The organism is Burkholderia sp. BCC1993 (assembly GCF_905339865.1).
Lineage (GTDB): Bacteria > Pseudomonadota > Gammaproteobacteria > Burkholderiales > Burkholderiaceae > Burkholderia.
Map to the genome: position 1 here is coordinate 117,904 of NZ_CAJPGZ010000023.1, position 23,340 is coordinate 141,243.

Annotated in this window: 25 protein-coding genes; 14 read left to right on the forward strand and 11 right to left on the reverse strand. The window is 67.7% G+C overall.

Going from position 1 to position 23,340, the window contains the following annotated elements; translation table 11 throughout:
- Nucleotides 1–26: 26 nt before the first annotated feature.
- Both U4Y91_RS32295 and U4Y91_RS32300 read right to left on the reverse strand, forming a co-directional pair.
- Nucleotides 27–1,271, reverse strand: coding sequence for a sarcosine oxidase subunit beta family protein (locus U4Y91_RS32295; RefSeq protein WP_321808455.1), 1,245 nt, complete (start codon nucleotides 1,269–1,271; stop codon nucleotides 27–29).
- A 15-nt stretch (nucleotides 1,272–1,286) separates the two neighbouring features.
- Nucleotides 1,287–2,672, reverse strand: a complete 1,386-nt coding sequence (locus tag U4Y91_RS32300; RefSeq protein WP_321808456.1) for an L-serine ammonia-lyase — start codon at nucleotides 2,670–2,672, stop codon at nucleotides 1,287–1,289.
- 241 nt (nucleotides 2,673–2,913) lie between these two features.
- On the opposite strand from U4Y91_RS32300, the gene U4Y91_RS32305 reads away from it, so the two are divergent.
- From U4Y91_RS32305 to denD, 8 genes are all read left to right on the forward strand, one after another.
- Nucleotides 2,914–3,987 (forward strand): GlxA family transcriptional regulator, encoded by a 1,074-nt coding sequence (locus tag U4Y91_RS32305; protein ID WP_321808457.1) that lies wholly within the window; start codon nucleotides 2,914–2,916, stop codon nucleotides 3,985–3,987.
- Between the two features lie 256 nt (nucleotides 3,988–4,243).
- Nucleotides 4,244–4,948 (forward strand): FadR/GntR family transcriptional regulator, encoded by a 705-nt coding sequence (locus U4Y91_RS32310; RefSeq protein WP_059452152.1) that lies wholly within the window; start codon nucleotides 4,244–4,246, stop codon nucleotides 4,946–4,948.
- A gap of 90 nt (nucleotides 4,949–5,038) precedes the next feature.
- Nucleotides 5,039–5,929 (forward strand): L-threonate dehydrogenase, encoded by an 891-nt coding sequence (ltnD, locus tag U4Y91_RS32315; protein WP_321808458.1) that lies wholly within the window; start codon nucleotides 5,039–5,041, stop codon nucleotides 5,927–5,929.
- A gap of 19 nt (nucleotides 5,930–5,948) precedes the next feature.
- The gene (gene otnK / locus U4Y91_RS32320; protein WP_321808459.1) at nucleotides 5,949–7,235 is read left to right on the forward strand and encodes a 3-oxo-tetronate kinase; all 1,287 of its coding nucleotides are present in this window, start codon (nucleotides 5,949–5,951) and stop codon (nucleotides 7,233–7,235) included.
- Nucleotides 7,232–7,873 (forward strand): aldolase, encoded by a 642-nt coding sequence (locus U4Y91_RS32325; RefSeq protein ID WP_415750521.1) that lies wholly within the window; start codon nucleotides 7,232–7,234, stop codon nucleotides 7,871–7,873. The genes otnK and U4Y91_RS32325 overlap by 4 nt, the downstream gene beginning before the upstream one ends.
- Before the next feature lie 140 nt (nucleotides 7,874–8,013).
- Nucleotides 8,014–9,339, forward strand: coding sequence for an MFS transporter (locus U4Y91_RS32330; protein ID WP_321808460.1), 1,326 nt, complete (start codon nucleotides 8,014–8,016; stop codon nucleotides 9,337–9,339).
- A 59-nt stretch (nucleotides 9,340–9,398) separates the two neighbouring features.
- Nucleotides 9,399–10,175 carry a 2-oxo-tetronate isomerase gene (gene otnI, locus U4Y91_RS32335; protein ID WP_321808461.1) on the forward strand — a complete coding sequence of 259 codons (777 nt, stop codon included), beginning with the start codon at nucleotides 9,399–9,401 and terminating at the stop codon, nucleotides 10,173–10,175.
- Between the two features lie 29 nt (nucleotides 10,176–10,204).
- Nucleotides 10,205–11,176 carry a D-erythronate dehydrogenase gene (gene denD / locus U4Y91_RS32340; RefSeq protein ID WP_321808462.1) on the forward strand — a complete coding sequence of 324 codons (972 nt, stop codon included), beginning with the start codon at nucleotides 10,205–10,207 and terminating at the stop codon, nucleotides 11,174–11,176.
- A gap of 79 nt (nucleotides 11,177–11,255) precedes the next feature.
- On the opposite strand, the gene U4Y91_RS32345 is transcribed toward denD, so the two are convergent.
- The 3 genes from U4Y91_RS32345 to U4Y91_RS32355 all read right to left on the reverse strand — a co-directional run bounded on the left by U4Y91_RS32345 (nucleotide 11,256) and on the right by U4Y91_RS32355 (nucleotide 14,036).
- On the reverse strand, nucleotides 11,256–12,344 hold the full coding sequence (locus U4Y91_RS32345; RefSeq protein WP_321808463.1) for a lysylphosphatidylglycerol synthase domain-containing protein: 1,089 nt from the start codon (nucleotides 12,342–12,344) through the stop codon (nucleotides 11,256–11,258).
- Nucleotides 12,341–13,510: a bacteriohopanetetrol glucosamine biosynthesis glycosyltransferase HpnI gene (gene hpnI / locus U4Y91_RS32350; protein WP_321808464.1), complete on the reverse strand. Its 1,170-nt coding sequence runs from the start codon at nucleotides 13,508–13,510 to the stop codon at nucleotides 12,341–12,343. Before hpnI ends, U4Y91_RS32345 begins: the two co-directional genes overlap by 4 nt.
- 61 nt (nucleotides 13,511–13,571) lie before the next feature.
- On the reverse strand, nucleotides 13,572–14,036 hold the full coding sequence (locus tag U4Y91_RS32355) for a hypothetical protein (RefSeq protein WP_321808465.1): 465 nt from the start codon (nucleotides 14,034–14,036) through the stop codon (nucleotides 13,572–13,574).
- Nucleotides 14,037–14,145: 109 nt separating this feature from the next.
- Here U4Y91_RS32355 and U4Y91_RS32360 point away from each other — a divergent pair, with 109 nt between their 5' ends.
- Nucleotides 14,146–14,673, forward strand: coding sequence for a cytochrome b (locus tag U4Y91_RS32360; RefSeq protein WP_321808466.1), 528 nt, complete (start codon nucleotides 14,146–14,148; stop codon nucleotides 14,671–14,673).
- A 266-nt stretch (nucleotides 14,674–14,939) separates the two neighbouring features.
- Here the strand turns inward: U4Y91_RS32360 and U4Y91_RS32365 are convergent, their stop codons facing one another.
- Together U4Y91_RS32365 and U4Y91_RS32370 are read right to left on the reverse strand one after the other, a co-directional pair.
- Nucleotides 14,940–15,224: a DUF4148 domain-containing protein gene (locus U4Y91_RS32365; protein ID WP_321808484.1), complete on the reverse strand. Its 285-nt coding sequence runs from the start codon at nucleotides 15,222–15,224 to the stop codon at nucleotides 14,940–14,942.
- A 71-nt stretch (nucleotides 15,225–15,295) separates the two neighbouring features.
- Nucleotides 15,296–15,640 (reverse strand): DUF4148 domain-containing protein, encoded by a 345-nt coding sequence (locus U4Y91_RS32370; protein ID WP_321808467.1) that lies wholly within the window; start codon nucleotides 15,638–15,640, stop codon nucleotides 15,296–15,298.
- Between the two features lie 203 nt (nucleotides 15,641–15,843).
- On the opposite strand from U4Y91_RS32370, the gene U4Y91_RS32375 reads away from it, so the two are divergent.
- Nucleotides 15,844–16,533: an aspartyl/asparaginyl beta-hydroxylase domain-containing protein gene (locus tag U4Y91_RS32375; RefSeq protein WP_321808468.1), complete on the forward strand. Its 690-nt coding sequence runs from the start codon at nucleotides 15,844–15,846 to the stop codon at nucleotides 16,531–16,533.
- 28 nt (nucleotides 16,534–16,561) lie between these two features.
- Here U4Y91_RS32375 and U4Y91_RS32380 read toward each other — a convergent pair whose 3' ends face one another.
- Entirely contained in the window at nucleotides 16,562–17,503 is a 942-nt protein-coding gene (locus tag U4Y91_RS32380) for a LysR substrate-binding domain-containing protein (RefSeq protein ID WP_321808469.1), read from the reverse strand.
- A 78-nt stretch (nucleotides 17,504–17,581) separates the two neighbouring features.
- Here U4Y91_RS32380 and U4Y91_RS32385 point away from each other — a divergent pair, with 78 nt between their 5' ends.
- The 3 genes from U4Y91_RS32385 (at nucleotide 17,582) to U4Y91_RS32395 (ending at nucleotide 19,601) form a co-directional block, all read left to right on the forward strand.
- Nucleotides 17,582–17,980 carry a nuclear transport factor 2 family protein gene (locus tag U4Y91_RS32385; RefSeq protein ID WP_321808470.1) on the forward strand — a complete coding sequence of 133 codons (399 nt, stop codon included), beginning with the start codon at nucleotides 17,582–17,584 and terminating at the stop codon, nucleotides 17,978–17,980.
- Between the two features lie 146 nt (nucleotides 17,981–18,126).
- Nucleotides 18,127–18,396 carry a MoaD/ThiS family protein gene (locus U4Y91_RS32390; RefSeq protein ID WP_044844433.1) on the forward strand — a complete coding sequence of 90 codons (270 nt, stop codon included), beginning with the start codon at nucleotides 18,127–18,129 and terminating at the stop codon, nucleotides 18,394–18,396.
- Between the two features lie 56 nt (nucleotides 18,397–18,452).
- Nucleotides 18,453–19,601, forward strand: a complete 1,149-nt coding sequence (locus U4Y91_RS32395; protein ID WP_321808471.1) for an exo-alpha-sialidase — start codon at nucleotides 18,453–18,455, stop codon at nucleotides 19,599–19,601.
- Nucleotides 19,602–19,651: 50 nt separating this feature from the next.
- On the opposite strand, the gene U4Y91_RS32400 is transcribed toward U4Y91_RS32395, so the two are convergent.
- Nucleotides 19,652–20,575 (reverse strand): LysR substrate-binding domain-containing protein, encoded by a 924-nt coding sequence (locus U4Y91_RS32400; RefSeq protein WP_321808472.1) that lies wholly within the window; start codon nucleotides 20,573–20,575, stop codon nucleotides 19,652–19,654.
- Nucleotides 20,576–20,763: 188 nt separating this feature from the next.
- On the opposite strand from U4Y91_RS32400, the gene U4Y91_RS32405 reads away from it, so the two are divergent.
- On the forward strand, nucleotides 20,764–21,189 hold the full coding sequence (locus U4Y91_RS32405; RefSeq protein ID WP_321808473.1) for a PACE efflux transporter: 426 nt from the start codon (nucleotides 20,764–20,766) through the stop codon (nucleotides 21,187–21,189).
- Between the two features lie 136 nt (nucleotides 21,190–21,325).
- On the opposite strand, the gene U4Y91_RS32410 is transcribed toward U4Y91_RS32405, so the two are convergent.
- Both U4Y91_RS32410 and U4Y91_RS32415 read right to left on the reverse strand, forming a co-directional pair.
- Nucleotides 21,326–22,273 carry a choline ABC transporter substrate-binding protein gene (locus U4Y91_RS32410; RefSeq protein ID WP_321808474.1) on the reverse strand — a complete coding sequence of 316 codons (948 nt, stop codon included), beginning with the start codon at nucleotides 22,271–22,273 and terminating at the stop codon, nucleotides 21,326–21,328.
- Nucleotides 22,274–22,383: 110 nt separating this feature from the next.
- Nucleotides 22,384–23,340: GlxA family transcriptional regulator (locus U4Y91_RS32415; protein ID WP_321808475.1), on the reverse strand; the 957-nt coding region annotated here is incomplete at its 5' end.

Sequence of the window (23,340 nt, forward strand, 5' to 3'; positions counted from 1 at the left end):
GTTTCTTTCTCCAATGGTCGTCGGGTTTAGTGCGCAACGGCGGCAGCGCCGTGTTCGTCGATCAGGTGGCCCGTGTAGAAGCGGTCGAGCGCGAACGGGGCGTTCAGCGGATGCGGTTCGTCGCGGGCGATCGTGTGCGCGAACACCCAGCCCGAGCCCGGCGTCGCCTTGAAGCCGCCGGTACCCCAGCCGCAGTTGAAATACAGGCCCTTCACGTCGGTCTTGGTGATGATCGGGCAGGCGTCCGGCGACACGTCGACGATGCCGCCCCACTGGCGGTTCATCCGCACGCGCGAGAACACCGGGAACATCTCGACGATCGCCTGCAGCGTGCTTTCGATGATGTGGAAGCTGCCGCGCTGTCCGAAGCCCGTGTACTGGTCGATACCCGCGCCGATCACGAGGTCGCCCTTGTCGGACTGGCTGATGTACGCGTGCACCGCGTTCGACATGATCACCGAGTTCACCACCGGCTTGATCGGCTCGGACACGAGCGCCTGCAGCGGGTGGCTTTCGATCGGCAGGCGCACGCCGGCCATGTCGGCGAGCGTCGTCGTGTTGCCGGCTGCGACCACCGCGACCTTCTTCGCCTTGATGAAGCCCTTCACCGTATCGACGCCGACCACCGCGCCGCCTTCGCGGCGAATGCCCGTCACCTGGCAGTTCTGGATGATGTCGACACCGGCGCGGTCGGCGCCGCGCGCGAAGCCCCAGGCCACCGAGTCGTGACGTGCGACGCCCGCACGGCGCTGGATCGATGCGCCGAGCACCGGGTAGCGGCTGTTCAGGTTGATCGTCGGCTCGATTTCCTTGATCTGCGCGGGCGTCAGGAATTCGGCGTCGACGCCGTTCAGGCGGTTCGCGTTCACGCGACGCTCGGTGTCACGCACGTCCTGCAGCGTGTGCGCGAGGTTCATCACGCCGCGCTGGCTGAACATCACGTTGTAGTTGAGGTCCTGCGACAGCCCTTCCCACAGCTTCATCGCCTTCTCGTACAGCGCGGCCGATTCGTCCCACAGGTAGTTCGAGCGCACGATCGTCGTGTTGCGCGCGGTGTTGCCGCCGCCGATCCAGCCCTTCTCGAGGATCGCGACGTTCGTGATGCCGTGCTCCTTCGCGAGGTAGTAGGCGGTCGCGAGGCCGTGGCCGCCGCCGCCGACGATCACGACGTCGTATTCCTTCTTCGGTTCCGGGCTCTTCCACTGCTTTTCCCAGTTCTCGTGATACGAGAGGCCGTTGCGGAACAGGCTGAATATCGAGTAGCGGCTCATGTTAGTGATCCTTCGTTAGCATTCGATGACGTTCACGGCAAGACCGCCGCGCGACGTTTCCTTGTATTTCGTCTTCATGTCGGCCCCTGTCTCGCGCATCGTCTTGATCACCGAATCAAGCGAGACGTAGTGCTGGCCGTTACCCTTGAGCGCCATGCGCGACGCGTTCAGCGCCTTGATCGCGCCCATCGCGTTGCGTTCGATGCACGGAATCTGCACGAGCCCGCCGACCGGATCGCAGGTCATGCCGAGGTTGTGCTCCATGCCGATCTCGGCCGCGTTCTCGACCTGGTCGGGCGTGCCGCCCATCACCGCGGCGAGTGCGGCCGCGGCCATCGAGCACGCGACGCCCACTTCGCCCTGGCAGCCGACTTCCGCGCCGGAGATCGACGCCGTTTCCTTGTAGATGATCCCGATCGCCGCGGCCGTCAGCAGGAATTCGACGATGCCGGCTTCGTTCGAGCCCGGCACGAATTTCACGTAGTAGTGCAGCACCGCGGGAATCACGCCGGCCGCGCCGTTGGTGGGCGCGGTGACGACCCGGCCGCCCGCCGCGTTCTCTTCGTTGACGGCCATCGCATACAGGTTGACCCAGTCGAGCATCGACAGCGGGTCGCGCAGCGACTCCTCCGAACGCGCGCGCAGGCGGGCGTTCAGTTCGGCCGCGCGGCGCTTCACGCGCATCGGGCCCGGCAGTTCGCCCTCGACCTTGCAGCCGCGCTCGACGCATGCGGCCATCGTGCGCCAGATCGCGAGCAGCCCGGCGCGCACTTCGTCCTCGGGGCGCAGCGCGCATTCGTTGCGCAGCATCAGTTCGGCGATCGACAGCCCGTGTTCGCGGCACTGGCGCATCAGGTCGTCACCGGTGCGGAACGGATACGGCACCTCGACCGCCGCGCGCACGCCGTTCACGCGATCGCCGTCGCGGTTCACGACGAAGCCGCCGCCGATCGAGTAATACTCTTTCTCGACGAGCAGCTGGCCGTGCTCGTCGAACGCCTGGAAGCGCATCCCGTTCGGATGCACGATGCTCGTGCCGCTCATCAGCTTGCGGTAGAAGCCGATGTTCTCCTTCTCGTCGAAGCGGATCGTCTGCTTGCCGAGCAGCGCCAGCGACTTCTCCGCGCGGATCTCCGCGAGCCGCGGCTCGATCAGGTCCGGATCGATCGTGTCCGGCAGGTGGCCCTCGAGGCCGAGCAGCACCGCCTTGTCGGTGCCGTGGCCCTTGCCCGTTGCACCGAGCGAGCCGTATAGTTCGACCCGCACGCGGCGCACGAAGCCGAGCAGGTTCGCGTCCTCGATGTGCGACGCGAAGCGGCACGCGGCGATCATCGGGCCGACCGTATGCGAACTGGACGGGCCGATACCGATCTTGAACAGGTCGAACGCGCTGACGTTCATCTGGCTTCCTCTGGGTGGGCGTACGTGAAATGTCGTTGGCATCAGTACATCAAAGCGTAAAATTGGCCGATAGAACAAAAACGGCATCGGCGTGGGATACCGGCGCCAAGCCCCGCGCAGGACGGCCGGAAAGTGCGTTTTGACGATGATCGGCGACGAAAAACCACAAGTCGGCCGGCGCGCCCGCAACCACAGTGCAACAAGTGAGACCCGCCTTCCCGGCGTGACGAGATTGACCGCGATGACACCCGACGTACCCGCTTTCCCCCTCGCCGAACCGGCGCCGCGGCGCATCCGCTTCGGCATCGTGCTGCTGCCGAACTTCACGCTCACGGCCTTCTCGGGGTTCGTCGACATGCTGCGGCTGTCGGCCGACGACGGCGACTACAGCAAGCCGGTGCGCTGCGCCTGGAGCGTGATCGGCGAAACGCTGGCGCCGGTGCGCGCGAGTTGCGGGATCCAGATCACGCCGTGGGAAACCTTCGAGAGTGCCGAGCCGTTCGACTACGTGGTCGTGGTCGGCGGGCTGCTGCATTCGGGGCCGCAAGCCGGCCCCGAAACGCTCGAGTTCGTGCGCCGCGCGGCGGCAGGCGGCGCGACGGTCGTCGGAATCTGCACGGGCGTGTTCACGCTGATGCGCGCGAACGTGCTCGACGGCTACCGCACCTGCGTGAGCTGGTTCCACTACTGGGATTTCATCGAGCGCTTCCCGAACGCCGATCCCGACCTGCTGATCGCCGATCGCCTGTTCGTGATCGACCGGCGCCGGATCACCTGCTCGGGCGGCCGCGCGTCGATCGACGTCGCCGCCGCGATCCTGCTGCGCCATTTCGATCATGCGACCGTGCAGAAGGCGCTGCGCATCCTGCTGGTCGGCGAGATGCAGAAAGGCAATGCGCCGCAGCCGCATCCGCCGGGCCTCGAGCCGGCCACGCATCCGAAGGTCAAGCGCGCGATTCTCCTGATGGAACAGCATGTCGGGCGTGCGCTGCCGCTCGAGGAGCTCGCGTGCAAGCTCGACATGTCGACCCGCCAGCTCGAGCGGCTGTTCAAGGCCGAGACGGGCAAGAGCCCGCAGGCGTTCGCGAAGCAGGTGCGGCTGCGCACGGCCGCGTGGCTGCTGACCAGCTCCGACCGCACCGTCGCCGATATCGCGTCGAGCTGCGGGTTCGCCGACGCGTCGCACCTCGGCCGCGAGTTCCGCAAGCAGTTCGGCGTGCCGCCGGCGACCTATCGCGAGCGCGGCGGGGAAGTCGCGGAAGCCGGTATGTCGGCGGCGACCGATCCGGACCCCGTCGAAGACATCGCTGACTGATTGACGATCACGCGCGCCGCCAGCGCGCGCTTCGCCCTTCGCCTTCGCCCTTCGCCCTCCCTTCGCCCTCCCTTCGCCCTCCCTTCGCCCGCCAACCGCGCATCGAACCCGGCACGATCGCCACATTTTCCCGCCAATTGGAACCGGTTCCAGTCAATTTAACCGACGTTGCCACCCATTGATCGAGGGTTATCCCGGATGCTGACGCAGCCTCAAATTTGTATGATGACCACATCACCTTACAAACCAGAGCGTCATGTTCGAGAAAATTCCCGCCCGTGCGATGAGCGACCACGTCGCGCAGCAACTGCTGAAGCAGATCGAAGTCGGCAGTTTCTCGGCCACCGGCAAGCTGCCGACGGAAGCCGTGCTCGCGCAGGAATTCGGCGTGAGCCGCACCGTGATCCGCGAAGCCATCTCGCGCCTGAAGAACGAAGGCGTGGTCGAGCCGCGCCAGGGCAGCGGCGTGTACGTGAACCAGCACGGCGCGATCCGGCCGCTGCGGATCGACTACGCGGAAGCCGTCGAGGCGAGCTCGCTGCCGCACCTGCTCGCGGTGCGCCGCGCGATCGAGGCTGAAGTCGCGGCCGAAGCCGCGCTGCATCACACCGCCGACGACATGGCCGACATCGACGATGCGCTGCGCAAGATCGACGACGCGGTGGCCGAAGGGCGCGACGGTGTCGCGGAAGACGTTGCGTTCCACCGCACGATCGCGGCCGTCACCGGCAACCCGTATTTCCTGAAGACGCTGCAGTTCCTGAACCAGTACCTCGAGGCCGGCGTGAAGGTCACGCGGCGCAACGAAGCGACGCGCGAGGACTTCTCGCGGCAGGTGCGCGAGGAGCACGCGGCGATCGCCGACGCGATCCGCGCACGCGACCCGATGGCAGCGCGCAACGCGGCGCGCACGCACATGTACAACGCCGCGCGCCGCCTCGCCGAGGCCGGCATCTGCTGATGACCGGTTGCTGAATGCTGAATGCGGCGGCCCGGACTGAACCGGCGCCGTCGTTGTCCCGAACCTTTCCCGAATCGATCAAGGTTGACCATGTCACGAAATGTTGGAGTCATCGGCCTCGGCGCGATGGGCCTCGGCGTCGCCCGCTCGCTGCTGCGCGCGGGGTTCCGCGTGCACGCCTGCGACGTGCGCGACACCGTGCTGCAGGCATTCGCGGCCGAAGGCGGCGTGGCCTGCGCGAGCCCGGCCGAACTCGGCGCGCAGTGCGACGTCGTCGTCACGCTCGTCGTCAATGCCGCGCAGACCGAAACGGTGCTGTTCGGCGAGCACGGCGCGGTCGCGGCGATGAAACCGGGCGGCGTCGTGATCGCGAGCGCGACCGTCGCGCCCGACTTCGCGGTCGCGCTCGGCGCGCGCATCGAGGCCGCGGGCCTGCAGATGCTCGATGCGCCGGTGTCCGGCGGCGCCGCGCGCGCGGCCTCCGGCGAGATGACGATGATGACGTCGGGCCCCGCCGCCGCGTACGCGGGCTGCGACGACGTGCTCGCCGCGATCGCCGGCAAGGTGTATCGCCTCGGCGACGCGCACGGCATCGGCTCGAAGGTGAAGATCATCAACCAGCTGCTGGCCGGCGTGCATATCGCGGCGGCCGCCGAGGCGATGGCGCTCGGCCTGCGCGAAGGCGTCGACGCCGACGCGCTGTACGACGTGATCACGCACAGCGCCGGCAACTCGTGGATGTTCGAGAACCGCGTGCCGCACATCCTGAACGGCGACTACACGCCGCTGTCGGCCGTCGACATCTTCGTGAAGGATCTCGGCCTCGTGCTCGATACCGCGCGCCGCAGCAAGTTCCCGCTGCCGCTGTCGGCCACCGCGCACCAGATGTTCATGAGCGCATCGAGCGCCGGCCACGGCAGCGAGGACGATTCCGCCGTGATCAAGACTTTCCCCGGCATCACGCTGCCGCCCGCCCGCTGATTCGAACGACGTTCCCGCCATGACCGCCTCCGCTTCCCGTCCCCTGCTCGGCTGCATCGCCGACGATTTCACCGGCGCGACCGATCTCGCGAACATGCTCGTCAAGAGCGGCATGCGCACCGTGCAGACGATCGGCGTGCCCGCCGGCGGCACCGCAGTCGACGCCGACGCGATCGTCGTCGCGCTGAAGTCGCGCACGATTCCCGCCGCCGACGCCGTCGCGCAATCGCTTGCCGCCTACGAATGGTTGCGCGCGCAAGGGTGCCGCCAGTTCTTCTTCAAGTATTGCTCGACGTTCGATTCGACCGACGCGGGCAACATCGGGCCGGTGGCCGATGCGCTGCTCGATGCGGCCGGCGGCGACTTCACGATCGCCTGCCCGGCGTTCCCGGAGAACGGCCGCACGATCTATCGCGGCCACCTGTTCGTCGGCGACGTGCTGCTGAACGAATCGGGGATGGAGAACCACCCGCTCACGCCGATGAAGGACGCGAACCTCGTACGCGTGCTGCAGCGGCAGACGAAGTCGCAAGTCAGCCTGATCCGCTACGACACGATCGCGCTGGGCGCGGCCGCCGTGCGCGCGCGGATCGAGCAGCTGCGCGCGGAAGGCACGCGCTTCGCGATCGCGGACGCGCTGTCGGATCGCGACCTCTACGTGCTCGGCGAAGCGTGCGCGGGCCTGCCGCTCGTCACCGGCGGCTCGGGCGTCGCGCTCGGCCTGCCCGCGAATTTCCGCCGCGTGGACCAACTGCCCGAGCGCGACAACGCGGCCTCGCTGCCGCACATCGACGGATTGTCGGCGGTGCTCGCCGGCAGCGCGTCGAAGGCGACCAACGCACAGGTCGCCGCGTGGCGCGAAAGCCGGCCGAGCTTCCGGATCGATCCGCTCGCGGCCTCGCGCGGCGAACCCGTCGTCGACGCAGCGCTCGCGTTCGCACGCTCGCACCTGCCGCAGCCCGTGCTGATCTACGCGACCGCGACGCCCGACGAAGTAAAGGCCGTCCAGCAGGCGCTCGGCGTCAAAGCGGCCGGCCATCTCGTCGAAGGCACGCTCGCGGCAATCGCCCGCGGCCTGCGCGACCTCGGCGTGCGCAAGTTCGTCGTGGCCGGCGGCGAGACGTCCGGCGCGGTCGTGCAGGCGCTCGACGTGAAATCGCTGCAGATCGGCGCGCAGATCGATCCGGGCGTGCCGGCGACGGCCACCATCGATGCGCAGCCGCTCGGCCTCGCGCTGAAATCCGGCAACTTCGGCACGGTGGACTTTTTCGACAAGGCGCTGCGCGCGCTCGACGGAGCCGCATGATGAGTCACGAAGCCAAACTGCGCGAAGAGATCTGCGTCGTCGGCGCGAGCCTGTATGCGCGCGGCCACGCGGTCGGCAGCGCCGGCAACATCAGCGCGCGCCTGGACGACGGCTGGTTGATCACGCCGACCGACGCGTGCCTCGGCCGCCTCGACCCGAACGACATCGCGAAGGTCGGCCTCGACGGCCAGCCGGTATCGGGCGGCAAGCCGTCGAAGACGCTCGCGCTGCATCGCGGGATCTACGCGCGCAACGCGCAAGCGCACGGCATCGTCCATACGCATTCGACGCACCTCGTCGCGCTGACGCTCGCGGGCGTGTGGCGCGACACCGACGTGCTGCCGCCGCTCACGCCGTACTACGTGATGAAGGTCGGCCACATTCCGCTGATCCGCTATCGCCGCCCCGGCGACCCGGCCGTCGCGGCCGAAGTCGCGGCGCTCGCCGACCAGGTGCGCGGCGTGCTGCTCGACCGCCTCGGCCCGGTGATGTGGGGTCCGTCGGTGTCGCACGCATCGTATGCGCTCGAGGAACTCGAGGAAACCGCGCGACTGTGGCTGATGACGGACCCGAAGCCCGAACCGCTGTCCGACGCGGCGCTCGACGAACTGCGCCAGGCCTTCGGCGCGCGCTGGTAACGCAACGCATCGCGTATCCGAATCACGCAGGACTACGAAACGATTCCCATGCCCGCCGTGTGCGCGGGCCCTTCCGTCAGCACACACACACGATCCGGCGGCCTACGCGCCGCCGGCACACGACATCTCTGGAGACGACGATGACTGCTCTCGACGCGGCCGCAAGCCGCTCGCCCGCCGCGCCCGCCCAATCGGGCGAGCTCGACCGCACCTACAGGAAAGTATTCTGGCGCATCGTGCCGTTCCTGATGCTCTGCTACGTGGTCGCGTATCTCGACCGCGTGAACGTCGGCTTCGCGAAGCTGCAGATGTCGCAGGACCTCGCGTTCAGCGAAACCGTGTTCGGCCTCGGCGCCGGCATCTTCTTCCTCGGCTACTTCCTGTTCGAGCTGCCGAGCAACCTGCTGATGCACCGCATCGGCGCGCGCATCTGGATCGCGCGGATCATGATCACGTGGGGCCTGCTGTCGGCGGTATTCGCGTTCGTGAAGACGCCGACGCAGTTCTACGTGCTGCGCTTCCTGCTCGGTCTCGCGGAAGCCGGCTTCTATCCGGGCGTGATCCTCTACCTCACGTACTGGTTCCCGTCTCATCGCCGCGCGAAGATCATCGCGGTGTTCATGTCCGCGATTCCGGTGTCGGGCATCTTCGGCAACCCGCTGTCGGGCTGGATCATGGAGCGCTTCCACGGCGGCTCGGGCTTTCACGGCTGGCAATGGATGTTCGTGATCGAAGCCGTGCCGGCCCTGCTCGTCGGTATCGCGACGATCCTGTATCTCGACAACGGCATCCGCAGCGCGAAGTGGCTCGACGCGCGCGAGAAGCAGCTGCTCGAGGACGAAATCGCCGCGCAGCCGCAGGAACAGCAGCAGCACGGCCATTCGCTGAAGGCCGTGTTCGCCGACCCGCGCATGTGGTGGATGTCGCTGATCTACTTCGCGTTCGTCACCGGCCAGTACGGCCTCACGTTCTGGATGCCGACCCTCGTCAAGTCGACCGGCATCACCGATACGTTGCAGATCGGCCTGCTGTCGGCGATCCCGTTCGTCGTCGCGATCGTCGTGATGAACCTGTTCGGCCACAGCGCGGACAAGCGCCGCGAACGCCGCTGGCACCTGATCGTGCCGGCGCTGATGGGCGCGGCCGGGTTTGCGGTCGCCGCGTCGTACTCGCACAATACGGCGGTGTCGATCGTGTTCCTGTCGCTCGCGGCGGGCGGCGTGCTGACCTGCGCACCGCTGTTCTGGTCGCTGCCGACCGCATTCCTCGCCGGCTCCGCGGCCGCGGCCGGGATCGCGATCATCAACTCGGTCGGCAACCTCGCCGGGTTCGCGAGCCCGTATGTGATCGGCTACCTGAAGGACGCCACGCACAGCACGTCGTCCGGCATGTACGTACTGGCCGGCATGCTCGTGATCGGCGCGATCGCCGTGTGGCTCACGCCCGCGAAACTCGTGAACCGCTGATCCTTCATTCGACGCGGGGCGCCGGGCGCCCCGCCCCATTCATTCACCGGACCGCTGCCATGCCCCGCTTCGCCGCCAACCTCTCGATGATGTACACCGAGCACGCGTTCCTCGAACGCTTCGCCGCTGCCTCGTACGACGGCTTCAAGGCCGTCGAGTACCTGTTCCCGTACGACTTCGCCGCCGAGGACATCCGCGCGCGCCTCGACGCGCACGGCCTCGAGCAGGCGCTGTTCAACGCGCCGCCCGGCGACTGGGCCGCCGGCGAACGCGGGATCGCCTCGCTGCCGGGCCGCGAGGACGAGTTCCGGCGCGGCATCGACCAGGCGCTCGACTATGCGCGCGTGCTCGGCAACAAGAAGCTGCACGTGATGGCCGGGATGGTCGCGCCGGGCGCCGACCGCGCGCGCCATCGCGACACCTACGTCGCGAACCTGCGGCATGCGACGCAGGCGGCCGCCGCGCACGGCATCACAGTCCTGATCGAGCCGATCAACCAGCGCGACATGCCCGGCTATTTCCTGAGCCGCCAGGACGATGCGCACGACATCCGCGCGGAAGTCAGCGCGCCGAACCTGAAGGTGCAGTTCGACTGCTATCACTGCCAGATCGTCGAGGGCGACCTCGCGATGAAGCTCAAGCGCGATTTCGCGGGCATCGGCCACATCCAGATCGCCGGCGTGCCCGAGCGTCACGAGCCGGACATCGGCGAACTCAATTACCCGTATCTGTTCGCGCTGATCGACGCGCTCGGCTACGACGGCTGGATCGGCTGCGAGTATCGCCCGAAGGCCGGTACGTCCGAGGGCCTCGGCTGGCTCAAGCCTTACCTGTAATTCCCCGTATTCCTCAGAGGGTAAAGAACATGAAAGTACTGATCACCGGCGGCGCCGGCTTTCTCGGCCAGCGTCTCGCGCGCAAGCTGCTCGAACGCGGCGAGCTGACCGGCCCCGACGGCCGGAGCAGCAGGATCGACGAACTGGTGCTGCTCGACGTCGTCAAGGGTAGCGATTTCGGCGACGCGCGCGTGACGTCGATCGTCGGCGACATCGCCGATCGCGCGGTGCTCGAAAGCGCGATCGACACGCAGACGGGCGCGATCTTCCACCTCGCGGCGATCGTCAGCGGGCAGGCCGAAGCCGATTTCGATCTCGGCATGCGGATCAACCTCGACGCGTCGCGCACGCTGCTCGAAGTGTGCCGCGCGCGCGGCCATCGTCCGCGCGTCGTGTTCACGAGCTCGGTGGCCGTCTACGGCGGCGTGCTGCCCGACGTCGTGCAGGACGATACCGCACTGAATCCGCAATCGTCGTACGGCGCGGAAAAGGCGATCGCCGAGCTGCTGCTGTGCGACTACGCGCGCCGCGGCTTCGTCGACGGCCGCGTGCTGCGGCTGCCGACCATCAGCGTGCGGCCGGGCCGCCCGAACGCGGCTGCGTCGTCGTTCGCGAGCGGCATCATCCGCGAGCCGCTGAACGGCGAGGAAAGCGTGTGCCCGGTGCCGGGGTCGACGCGGCTGTGGCTGCTGTCGCCGCGCGGCGCGATCGACGCGCTCGTCGCCGGTTGCGAGCTCGACAGCGAGCAGCTCGGCAACAAGCGCGTGATCAACCTGCCCGGCCTGTCGGTGTCGGTCGACGAGATGATCGCGGCGCTGCGCGAAGTCGCGGGCGACGAGGTCGTGAAGCTGATCCGCCATGCGCCGGACGAACGCGTCGAGAAGATCGTCGGCAGCTGGCCGGGCCGCTGGGACACGACGCGCGCGGCAGCGCTCGGGCTGAAGGGCGACACGTCGTTCGCGGACGTCATCCGCAGTCATATCGCCGACGAACGGCGTTGACGGCCGCGCCGCCCGGCAGGCAAGCGGCCGCCTCGGCGTCGCCGCCGCCCGCCCGGCAGGCCGGCAACGTCGGGCCGCATCAGCGCGGCCCGGCGGACTCCCCGACATGCATCGATGCGCGCTTCGCGCCGGATGGCGGGCGCGCCGCGCCGGCCGCATGCTGCCACGCCAGCAATCCCGGCAGATAGAACAGCAGATCGCGCACCCGTCGCGCGCCGGCGAGCGCCAGACAGGTCGGCGCATCGAACCCGAGCAGCCCGCCGATCAGCACGAACCCGCCCTCCTGCACGCCCAGCCCGCCCGGCATCATGAACGCGATGCTACTCAGCAGCTGGATCAGCGCTTCGATCGCGAGCGCCTGAGCGAACGTCGGATCGGCGCCGAGGAAACGCAGCGCGAGCCAGATTTCCAGCGCATAGCCGGCGAACTGCAGCGTCTGCCAGATCACCAGATAGCGGGCGACGATACCCTTCTTTCGCCAGATCATCCGGATCGACTGATCGGTGCGTGCCGATTCGCCGACCAGCGCCACCACCTTGCCGCTCGTGACGCGGTTGACCACGCGCATCGCGCGCTCGAACGGCCGCGCGTGCTGAACCAGTGCGAACAGCAGCAGCACCGGCACCAGCGCCGCCATGCCGATGGCAAGGCGCGCGGCGACCTGCGCGGCATCGGACGATACGTGTTCGAGCACGTAGCCGATCGCGACCAGCGCGAACACGAGCTGACTGATCAATGTCAGCTGCATGTCGGCGACGAGGCTCCCCACGGCGGTCGCCGGGCGTACGCCCGCCTGCCGCAGCAGGCCGAACGATACGATCTCGCCGCCGATTCGCGCGACCGGCAACAATCCGTTGATCGATTCGCGGACCCACACGAGCTTGAGCATCGTCGCGAACGACGGCCGGCGCGGGCCGCGGATCAACATCCGCCAGTCCCACGCATTCGCGAGCATCGGCAGGATGTGAGCCAGCGCGGCGATCAGCAACCCGGCGCCGGCGATCCGCAGCCGGTGCAGGATCTCCAGCGGATGCTCGCGCCAGACCAGCCATACCGCGAGCAGCAGCCCGGCCAGCGCCGCCGCGCGCCCCGCTTGCCGCAAACGCGCGTCGCGACGCGCGGACCGCCGGTCCGCGCCTTCGAGGTCGGAATGCGTGTCGTGCGTCATGATTTCCCCGCCGGCGACAACAAGCCCTCGCGGTCGACGCGAAAGCGCGTGCCGCGCCAGACGACGTGCGACGAGAAGAAGCTCGACACGAACACCCCGAACTGCAGGCAATCGACGAACGGCAGCCAGAGCGCGCCGCGCAGACCCGCGCCGGTGGCGCGGCTCGTCTTCAACATCAGCAGTGCCCTCGCTACGAGCGCCGCAAACGCCAGCCCCCAGGCGGCGAGCGTGCCGCCGGAAAACAGCACGGCCAGCACCGCAAGCGGCAACGGGTGCATCAGCACCGACCCGGCATGACCGAGCCGGTCCGCCGCCCGGATCGTGCAGCTCCAGCGCAATTCGTGCGCGTACAGCGTGGCGAACGTCTCTTCGACACAGGCGTGCCCGACGACGAACGGCGGGACGACGACCTGCGCGCCGACCTGCCGCACCGCTTCGCCGAGCGCGTGATCCTCGGCCAGGTGATGCGCGAAACGCGCGAGCCCGCCGATGCGTTCGAGCGTCGCGCGCGTGATCGCAATCGTCTGGCCAAAGCACGGACGGGCGCGCCCGATGAAAAGCCCGGTGATGACGCCCGGCAGGAAATGGTAGTTCGTCATCGCGACGGCGACACCGGGCCAGAAGCCCGGCGACGCGATGCCGCGATACACGCTCGTCACGATGCCGACTTCCGGCTGCTGTAGCGCGCCGACGACGGCACGCAGATAATCGCGCTCGACCAGCACGTCGCTGTCGGCAAGACACAGCACTGAATGTTCCGCGTGTTCGAGCATGTTGACGAGATTCGCGATCTTGCGGTTCGGCCCGTACAGCCGCGCGTCGGCGACGACCTTGATGTTCGCGTCCGGATGGCGCCTGCGCAGCGTTTCGACAGCCGCGAGCGCCGCGTCGCCCGCATCGTGCACGCCGAACAGATGCTGTACCGGCCCAGGATAATCCTGGACGAAGAAGCTTTCGAGATGCTGTACGAGATTCCATTCGTCGCCGTGCAGCGGCTTCGCGACGGTGACGCCCGGATAATCGCACGGCACCGCCCGCACGCGGGAAAAGAACCGGCCGACCAGCACGCTGGCCGTGACCGTGTAGGCAATGCCGAGCAACACGCCCAGCCCGCAGGCGATCGACATCGCACCGGCCAGCGCGTGCAGCAGATGCAGCAAGATCATGCTTCTCCCCAGTGGTGGCCCAATGACCGCGACGCCCCGGCCGGCACGCGCGAACGCGCGCTCACCCGGACACGCCGCCGTATCGATTCCCGTCGAGCCGGATATCAAGGACGACCAACCGACAGTACGCGCAATCAGATGACACGACTACCGTGCGGTGATCGATTCCGGTCACGCGCACATAGCCGCAAACGTCCGCGGCCCTGAACGCCGCGTGGGCCGCCTTACGGGCCGACAGGATCGCGGTCGCGATGACGGTCCGGATGCGGAATGTCATCGACGTGAAAGACGCTTCGGGTACGTGCAGCGCAAACAGCGGAACCGGCACGACGCATCCGCTGGTGGCGCTCGCAACCGACGTTCCGGCGCACAAGCAGCCCGGCAGCGGGCTCGGGCTGTCGATCGTCCGGCGCATCGCGCGATAGTTCGGCGGCCGCGCGCAGTTCGGGCCCGGCATCGGCGGAGCCGCCTCGGCGTCGCGCTCGTGTTGCCGTCGGCCGAAGCCGCTCGGATCGATGGCGCGCATGCGCTACCGGGCGAATCCGATGCGCGGTCGCACGCTTAACGTTTTGTTAAGGATTCGGCCGTAGAATCAGCCGGAAGATACGGTCCCCATCCGCTTGCCAGGAGCTTTCATGTCTACCCCTGCCCGATACGACGCAGTCGCACGCCTTCTCCACTGGCTGATCGTGACGCTCGTCGTCGCGCAGTATGCGATCGGCTGGACGATGCCCGACGTGCATCGCGATACGCAACCGGTCGGCCTGATCGCCGCGCACCTGATCGTGGGCACCGCGCTGCTCGCCGCGATGGCTTGCCGCGTACTCTGGCGCATGACGCATCGTCCGCCCGCCGACCAACTGTCGCCCGCGATGCGCGCCGTGTCCGGCGCAACGCACTTCGGGCTCTATGCGCTGCTGATCGCGGTGCCGTTGCTCGGCTGGATCAATGCGTCGTCGCGTGCCTGGGCCGTGACGCTGCTCGGCATCGTGCCGCTGCCTGCGCTGTCGGCGGCCGGATCGGGATTCGGGCATGCGATGGGCGACGTGCACGGCATCCTCGCGTGGGTGCTGTTCGGCGGCATCTGCCTTCACGTCGCGGCCGCGGTCGCGCATCGTTTCATCCTGCGCGACCAGGTCATGCAGCGGATGATGCCCTGGTAATCCCGCCGCCGGCATCGTTGCGCGCCATCGCGGACAGCAGTCCGGCGATGGCGGATCGCATCTCGCCCGCATCGCTGCTCATCCTGCGATCCACCTGCGCGCCCAACGGAATCGGGCAACGAGACGATCGCGGCGCCGCGCGAAGCGGCGCGCGATCGACGGCCTGGCCGTCCGTGCCGTTCGACCGGGCCGCGTGCCGCGAACGGCATGCGTATCGCCATACCGCGAACACGACGGCCTGAAAACACACACGTACATGTCGGCTCCTAGTTGCCGGCCTGCGCCGGCATGACGGAGGCCGGCGCAGGCGCGGCAGACGAAGCCGAGGCCGCCATCCTCGCGCGATCCTGCTCGGCGAGCTTCGCCTGCGCGGCCTGAATGTCGGCCGGATATTCGCCGTCATCCCCCTTCGACGGATCGTACCCGGCCGCTTCCAGACGAATCAGCTCCTCGCGAACCTGGGCACGCGTGAGCGGCGCATTCGATTGCGCGAATGCGGACTGACCGGAGATTGCGCCGATCATCATCAGTAGTGCGATATAAGTTTTCATCATCAACTCCTTCAATTTTGTGTGCCGATCAACCTTCGTGAATGTCGAACCCGCCGCGGCGGTCCGCTGCGTCAGCTTCCGAAATACGGCGTGCAGAAGCTCTCGGGGCCGACGCATGCGGCCGAGCGCGGACGGGTCGGTTGCGCCGCCGGCCTGCCCGCATCGGAAGTCGCGGCCGGATCGCCGCCGACCGCGGTTTCGGCCTGATGCCGAGGCATCTGCCCGGCCTGCTGCTGGAACAGCGGACTTGCGTCCGGATACGACGTATCGGTCACGAAGCGCAGCCCGTTGGTTTCGGCGTCGATCAGTTGCTGCCTGACCTGCGCGCGCGTCAGTGCCTGTGCCGACGCAGGCGTCGCGACACTCGCGACGGACATCGCCGCCACCGTGGCGGCCACCAGCCAATGCGTATTCATGCTCCACTCCTTCGGAAGTCAACGAAACGAGGTGCTACACCCGTATGACGACGCGCGGCGTACGTTTATTCCCGGAATGTCGGACCGCTCGCACCGGACCTTCATCGATCTGTCATTCTTTCGTCAGCCGGCGTAACCTGACGTAACGCAGGCCCCACCGCGCGTGGGGCAGACTGACGACACCTTGTGGATCGCCCTCGATCATGTCCGTCGCTTACGACTATGCAGCCGGCCTGCTTCGCACGCTGTACGACCGCCATCTCGACGGCGGCGCCGTGCTCGATACGGCCGTGTTTCCCGACGCCGAGCGATTCGTTCGTGCGTGGCCGGCCATTCGCGCGGAAGCGCTGGCCGTCGCGCGCGACCTGCCGCGCATCCCGCGCTTCCACGAGATCATGCGCGAGCAGCACGACATCTCGGCCAACGATGCGCGCGACTGGCGGATGTTCATCATGCAGGCTTACGGCCAGCCGTTCCCGCGCAACCTGTCGCGCTGCCCGACCGTCGAATCGATCGTCGCGGCGTCGCCGGACGTGCTGTCCGCGTCGCTGTCGTTCCTCGCGCCCGGCAAGCACATCCCGCCGCATCGCGGGCCGTTCCGCGGCATCCTGCGCGGCTATCTGGTGCTGTCGATGCCGAAGCGCGCGGACGGCACGCCGGCCGCCGTGCTGAAGGTCGACGGCCGCGACTACCGGCTCGACGAAGGTTGCTTCCTGCTGTGGGACGACACCTTCGTGCACGAGGTATGGAACGACAGTGACGAAGTGCGGATCGTGCTGCTGCTCGATATCCGCCGGCGCGGCATGCCGCGCTTGCTGACGTGGCTGTCGAATGCGGTGATCGGCGTCGTGCGGCTCGGGATCAGAGTGCGGGGGCGGTCGATTCCGGTCTAGCAAACCGCCCGGCGCACGCGCCTTGCGGTCAATCCTCGCGCGCAAGCCGCGTCAGCACCTCCGCGAGCGCTTGAATCGCGGGTTGTGCGGCGCGCTGCACCGGGTACACGAGGTAATAGCCCAGACCGTTGCGCACCACCTCCGGAAACGGCGCGACCAGCGCGCCGGCTTGCAGCCGATCCGCCGCCATGCGCGGATCGCCGATCGCGACGCCGTGCCCGTCCGACGCGGCCGTCAGTGTCAGCTCGAGCGTATCGAACACGAGCCCGGTGCCCGGGTCGATTTGCGTTGCGCCGACGGCGTCCAGCCAGCATCGCCATTCGTCGCGATTGCTGGCGGGATGCAGCAGTGTCGCCCGCGCGAGATCGGCGATCGACTTCAACGCCGCGCCCGTCTCGCGCGTACACATCGGCGTGAGGCATTCGTCGAACAGCGGCACGGCCACCATGCCCGCCCAGTTTCCACTGCCGCGCACGACGATCGCATCGAAACCGGCGTCGGTGAAATCCGGCGTGTCGTCCGCCGACGTGTGAATGCGCAACTCCGTGCGCGGCAACGCATGATTGAGCGCCGACAGCCGCGGCAACAGCCAGCGAATCGCGAACGTGGAGGGCAAGCGCAATGTGAGGGTCGATGCGGCATGCGCATGGGCGCGCGCGTGTTGCGCCAGTTGCGAGAGTACGTCGACGGCCACCGTCAGCAACGCGCCGCCTTCCGTGGTCAACGTCAATCCCGACGCATGACGGACGAACAACGCACACCGGTAATGCGCTTCCAGTTGCTGCACCTGACGGCTCACCGCACCCTGGGTCCGGCACAGATGCTCGGCCGCGCGGTTGAAGCTGCCGAGTTCGGCGGCGGCGACGAACGCCTGGAACGCCGTCAGCGGCGGCAGCGCACGGGTGAGATCCGCGAGCGGATATGCGCGGGCGGCATACCCGGGTTGCGGATTATTCGTTTGTTCGGTCATCGCTGCATCGCTATCGTGGTTGAACCGGTTCGCGACGGCTGTCGTGGCTGGCTCGTCAACAATCAGCGGAGAAATACCATGGTCTCGTCGTCCGACGCACTATACACGCGGCAGGTCGATACCTACCTGAAAGCGCTCGAACACGGCGACGTCGCCGCGATCTGCGCATTGTTCACGCCGGATGCGCAGATATTTTCGCCGTTCCTCGGCTGGATGTCGCCGCAGCCCTTCTTCGAAAAAGTCGCGGCGGCATCCGGACAAAGCCGGATCACGCCGATCGACATCTGCGTCAGCGCCACGGGCGCACGTCGGGCCACAGGCTATTTCGTCTACGACTGGGGACTGAAGGACGGCACCGCGGTGCGGTTCGAGTGCGTCGACGTATTCGAATTCGACGACGACGCGCGCATCGAGCGCATGATCATCGTCTACGACACCTATCCGATCCGCAGTACGGTCGGCGACAAGTACGCATAGCGCGTTGACGGGGATCGGGCACTTCGGCCGTTGCGCGGCGCAGCAACATCGCCGCGCCGCCGCGCCGTACGGCAATGTCGCTGCCGGCCCGATCGATCGCCTACACTACAGACCGTCCCCCCGCACTGCTCCCGCCAACCACCGCCATGGCACACCTCTTCTTCGCGGCGTCGATCCAGCGCCATATCGACACGCCCGAGCGCGACATCGACGCACGGACGCTCGGCGAAGCGCTTGAAACCGTCTTCGGCGAACAGCCACGGCTGCGCGGCTATATCGTCGACGACCAGGGCGCGCTGCGAAAGCACCTGTCGGTGTTCATCGACGGCCAGCCGGTACGCGACCGGCAACATCTGTCCGATCCGCTCGGCAACGGCAGCCGCGTGTACGTCGTGCAGGCGCTGTCCGGCGGATAAAGGGACGCATCGCTATCCAAACGAGCGCGCGGCCGCGCCCACAGGAGACATCCGACATGAACGATCGACTGCTCGTCGCGACCCGCAAGGGCCTGTTCGTGCTGCACGCCGACGGCAACGGCGGCTGGGCGCTCGGTGAGCCGCACTTCATCGGCGAACCGGTCAGCATGGCGCTGGCCGACCCGCGCGACGGCACGCTGTATGCGGCGCTCAATCTCGGCCATTTCGGGGTCAAGCTGCACCGCAGGCGTGCCGGTGCCGCCGCATGGGAAGAATGTGCGGTCCCCGTCTATCCGCCGCAGCCCGCCGACGAACCGCGCGCCGCCGTCAGCGCGCACGCAGGCACCGGCGACCCGGGCGACGAAGCGCCCGCCCCGCCCCGCCCGCCGTGGACGCTTCAGCAGATCTGGTCGCTCGAAACCGGCGGCGCGGACGAACCGGGCGTATTGTGGGCCGGCACGATACCGGGCGGCCTCTTCCGCTCCGATGACGGCGGCGATTCGTGGGCGCTCAACCGCGCGCTGTGGGATCGCCCGGAGCGCCCCGAGTGGTTCGGCGGCGGCTACGATGCGCCGGGCATTCATTCGGTGATGGTCGATCCGCGCGACAGCCGGCACGTGACGATCGGCATCTCGTGCGGCGGCGTCTGGCAGACCTTCGACGGCGGCGCGACCTGGCGTGTCAGCGCCGACGGCATGGAGGCCGACTACATGCCGCCCGAGCGGCGCGGCGAACCCAACGTGCAGGACCCGCACCGCGTCGTCCAGTGCGCGGCCGATCCCGACGTACTGTGGACCCAGCATCACTGCGCGATCTTCCGCTCGACCGACGGCGGCGCGCAATGGCAGCGCATCGAAGCGCAGCCGTCGAGCTTCGGCTTCGCGGTCGCCGTGCATCCGGCCGATCCCGACACCGCGTGGTTCGTCCCCGCCGTGAAGGATGCGTGCCGGATTCCGGTGAACGGCCGCTTCGTCGTCACGCGCACGCGCGACGGCGGCCGCAGCTTCGAGAGCCTGTCGAACGGGTTGCCGCCTGCGCCGGCCTACGATCTCGTCTATCGGCACGGGCTCGCGGTGGACGACTCCGGCACGCGTCTCGCGATGGCGTCGACGACGGGCGGGTTATGGACGTCCGCGGACGGCGGCGAAAACTGGCGGCAGGTCTCCGCGCATTTGCCGCCGGTGTATTGCGTGCGCTTCGGGTAACGAACGACGCGCACGCGGCGCGTGCCGACGGTAAGCGCCCGCGCGTTGCTTTACGCCGGCGGCGCGATCCGCGCGACCGCGTCGCGCGTCTGCACGATTTCCGCTTCAAGCCAGTCGAGAAACCGCCGGACCCGCGGCTCGCGCTCTCGCCCGGGCCGGCACAGCGCGACGAAACGCGCGCCGGCGAGCCGCACCGACGCATCGATCGGCGTCAGCGCGTCGCGTTCGACGTGCTCGGCGGCCAGCACCGAACTGAGCAACCCGACACCCTGGCCATGCAGCACGGCCTGCAGCGCGTAATGCTCGTCGTCGAAATGGCGGAACACCGCGCGCTCGAGCCACGCTTCGCGGCCGGCCGCACGGCACCACGATGCCCAGTCGACCGACACGGGAAGCGGCGTATCCCAAGTGGTCTCGATCAGCTCGACACGCTCGTTCGCGCGCGCGACCTCGAGGCCGCGCGCCGCATACGCGCCGAAATACTCGTCGATCAGCGCGATCTCGTGCAGCGCGGGGAACGTGCGCGACGTCGCGCGTATCGCGAGATCGACCCGCGCGTCGCGTTCGAGATCGACGAGCGCGTTGCCGGTTTCCACCTTGATGTGCAACTGCGGATCGACGCGCCGGAACCGGCCGAGCCGCGGAATCAGCCACATCGCGGCGAACGCGGGCGTGGTGGTCAGCACCAGCGTGCGCGCATCGGCCGTCGCGGGCCGCAGCGCATCGAGCCCGCGGCTCATGCCGAGCAGCGCGTCGTGACACGCGCGAAACAGTCGCTCGCCCTCTTCCGTCAACCGCACGCCGCTCGCGCCGCGCTCGAACAGCAGCACGCCGAGACGGCTTTCGAGCGACTTGATCTGATGCGACACGGCCGCCGGCGTCACGGAAAGTTCGTCGGCGGCCGCCTTGAACGTGCCGAGCCGCGCGCACGACTCGAATACACGTAATGCGGTCAGGGGAATTTTCGAGAACACGAGGCCTCGCGGGCCGGATCCGGCCGGGTTGAATTCGATTCAATCCGCGTGAGATTAGGTGAATTGAGGCGCGCGCGCAACGCGGGTAGCCTTCCGGGACGTCGCGGCACGGCGACCGCGGATGCAGCAGCGGCCAACCCACCGCCCAACCATCGACGAACCAACAACCGTCGAACCGGAGAACCAACGTGCAAGGCCTACCGCGCAGGATCACGCAGGCGGTGCTCTACGAAGCGATCGCCATTTCCTGCATCTCGCCCGCGATCGCGGCGCTCTTCAAGCAGGATCTGGTGTATTCGGGCGCGCTGTCCGCGACGATGTCGGCGATCGCGATGCTGTGGAACATGATCTTCAACGCGCTGTTCGAGCGCTGGGAAGCGACGCGCCGGCAGCCTGCGCGCACGCTCGCGCGACGGATCCTGCATGCGACCGGCTTCGAGGGCGGGCTGATCTTCATCCTCGTGCCGGTCGTGTCGTGGTGGCTCGACATCTCGTGGTTCGACGCGTTCGTCGTCGACATCGGGCTGTTCGCGTTCTTCTTCTGCTACGCGTTCGTGTTCCAGTGGGCGTTCGACCGCGTGTTCGACGTGCCGGCGGTGACGAAGGAATCGTGACGGGTGTTCGCGGACCGGCGCCGCGCCGATCGACGCGCAGCCCGAAAGCAACGCGGCCCGCCCGCACGATACGGGAGGGCCGCGTTTCATCACGCCGGCGCGCCGCCTTCGGCGAGCACGCCGGTCATGTCGACGCTCATTGCACGCCGAGATACGCCTTCACCGCCGGCAGACCGGGCTTGCCGTCGATCGTGGTCACACCGGCCAGCCACTTGTCGAGCGATTGCGGGTTCGCCTTCAGCCACGCAGCGGCGGCCTTGTTCGGGTCTTCCTTGTTCATGATCGGCAACATCACGTGGTTCTCGATCGACGTCGTGAACTGCAGGTTCGACACGAACTTCGCGACGTTCGGGCAACGCTGCGCGTAGTCCGGCGGCGTGGCCGTCAGCACCTTCGCCTCGCCGTAGTTCGGGCCGAACACGTCGTCGCCGCCGCTCAGGTAGTCGATCTTCATCTGCACGTTCATCGGATGCGGTTCCCAGCCGAGGAACACGATCCACTGCTTGTCGCGGATCGCGCGGTTCACCTCGACCAGCATCCCGGCCTCGCTCGACTCGACCATCTTGAACTTGCCGAGGCCGAACTGGTTGCCGTCGATCATCTTCTTGATCAGCAGGTTACCGTCGTTGCCCGGTTCGATCCCGTAGATCTTGCCGTTGAGCTTGTCAGCGTACTTCTGGATATCGGCGAACGACTTCAGGCCGCCCTGGTACACGTAGTCGGGCACCGCGAGCGTATATTTCGCGCCGGTCAGGTTGGGCGTGCCGAGCACCTTGATCGTGCCGGCCTTCGTGAACGGCTGGATGATCGGGTCCATCGTCGGCGACCAGTAGCCGAGGAACACGTCGATCTGCTTGCTCTTGATGCCCGCGAACGTGATCGGCACCGAAGCGATCGTCTTGGTCGGCGCGTAGCCGAGCCCCTGCAGCATCGTCGCAGCAAGACCGGTGGTGGCAGCGATGTCGGTCCAGCCGACGTCCGCGAAGCGCACGTTCTTGCATACGGGCGGATCGGCCGCATAAACCGCCGACATCGGCGTTGCAATCCCGATCCCGCATGCCGCTGCGATCAATAGGCGCTTCATCTGTCTTCTCCTCAAAGTGACGTCGTTTTTCATGGGTGCGGGATCGAGTGTTGAAGCCGCGCGCCGCGATCCCGGCGGCGTCGCGGACCGAATGGTTCGCGCGGGTTGCGTCAGCGCCCCGGCAACCGTCGCTCGTAACTCGGCGCGTGACCGAACTGCGCGCGATACGCCTTGCTGAAGTGACACGGCGAATGGAATCCGCACGTCGTCGTCACGCGCGCGATCGACGCATCCGTCGTGCGCAGCAGGTCGCGCGCGCGTTTCAGCCGCAGCGTCAGGTAATAGTGGGTCGGCGATACGTTCAGGTACACCTTGAACATCCGCTGCAGGTGACGCTGCGACAGCCGCACGAGCCGCGCGAGTTCCTCGAGCGACAGCGGCTCCTCGATGTTCGCTTCCATCAGCCGCACGACCTCGATCAGTTCCGCGCGCGAGAAACCGACGCGCGCATCGACGGGAATCGGCTGCGTATCGGTCGAGCTGCGGATGCGCTCGAGGATGAACTGCTCGGACACCTGCGCGGCGAGCTGCTGGCCGAAACGCATGCCGACGAGATTCAGCATCAGGTCGAGCGGCGCGGTGCCGCCGGTGCAGGTGAGCCGGTCGCGATCGACGACGAACAGCTCGTCGGCGAACCCCACCTGCGGAAACTCCGCATGCAGCGCGGACAGGTTCTCCCAGTGCACGGTGCAGCGATAGCCGTCGAGCAGGCCGCCCGACATCAGCGCATACGCGCCGGTGCAGATTCCGCCCAGCGGCAGCCCGCGTTCGGCGAGCGCCGCGAGCGTGTCGCGCGCGCCGTCGTCGACCACCTCGCGGATGTGAATCCCGCCGCACACGATCATCACGTCGGGCAGGTTCGTGTAGTCGAGCGCCTGGGTCGGCCGCACCGCGATGCCGTTACTGGCACGCACGGGGGCGCCGTCGAGCGAATAGATCGACCACTGGTAGTGATCGGCGCGCCCGACGTAGTTCGCCATCCGAAGCACTTCGACCGCGCTCGAGAACGCGATCATCGAGAAGTTCGGCAACGTCAGGAAGCCGAAATGGGCAAGGGACGAAACCGG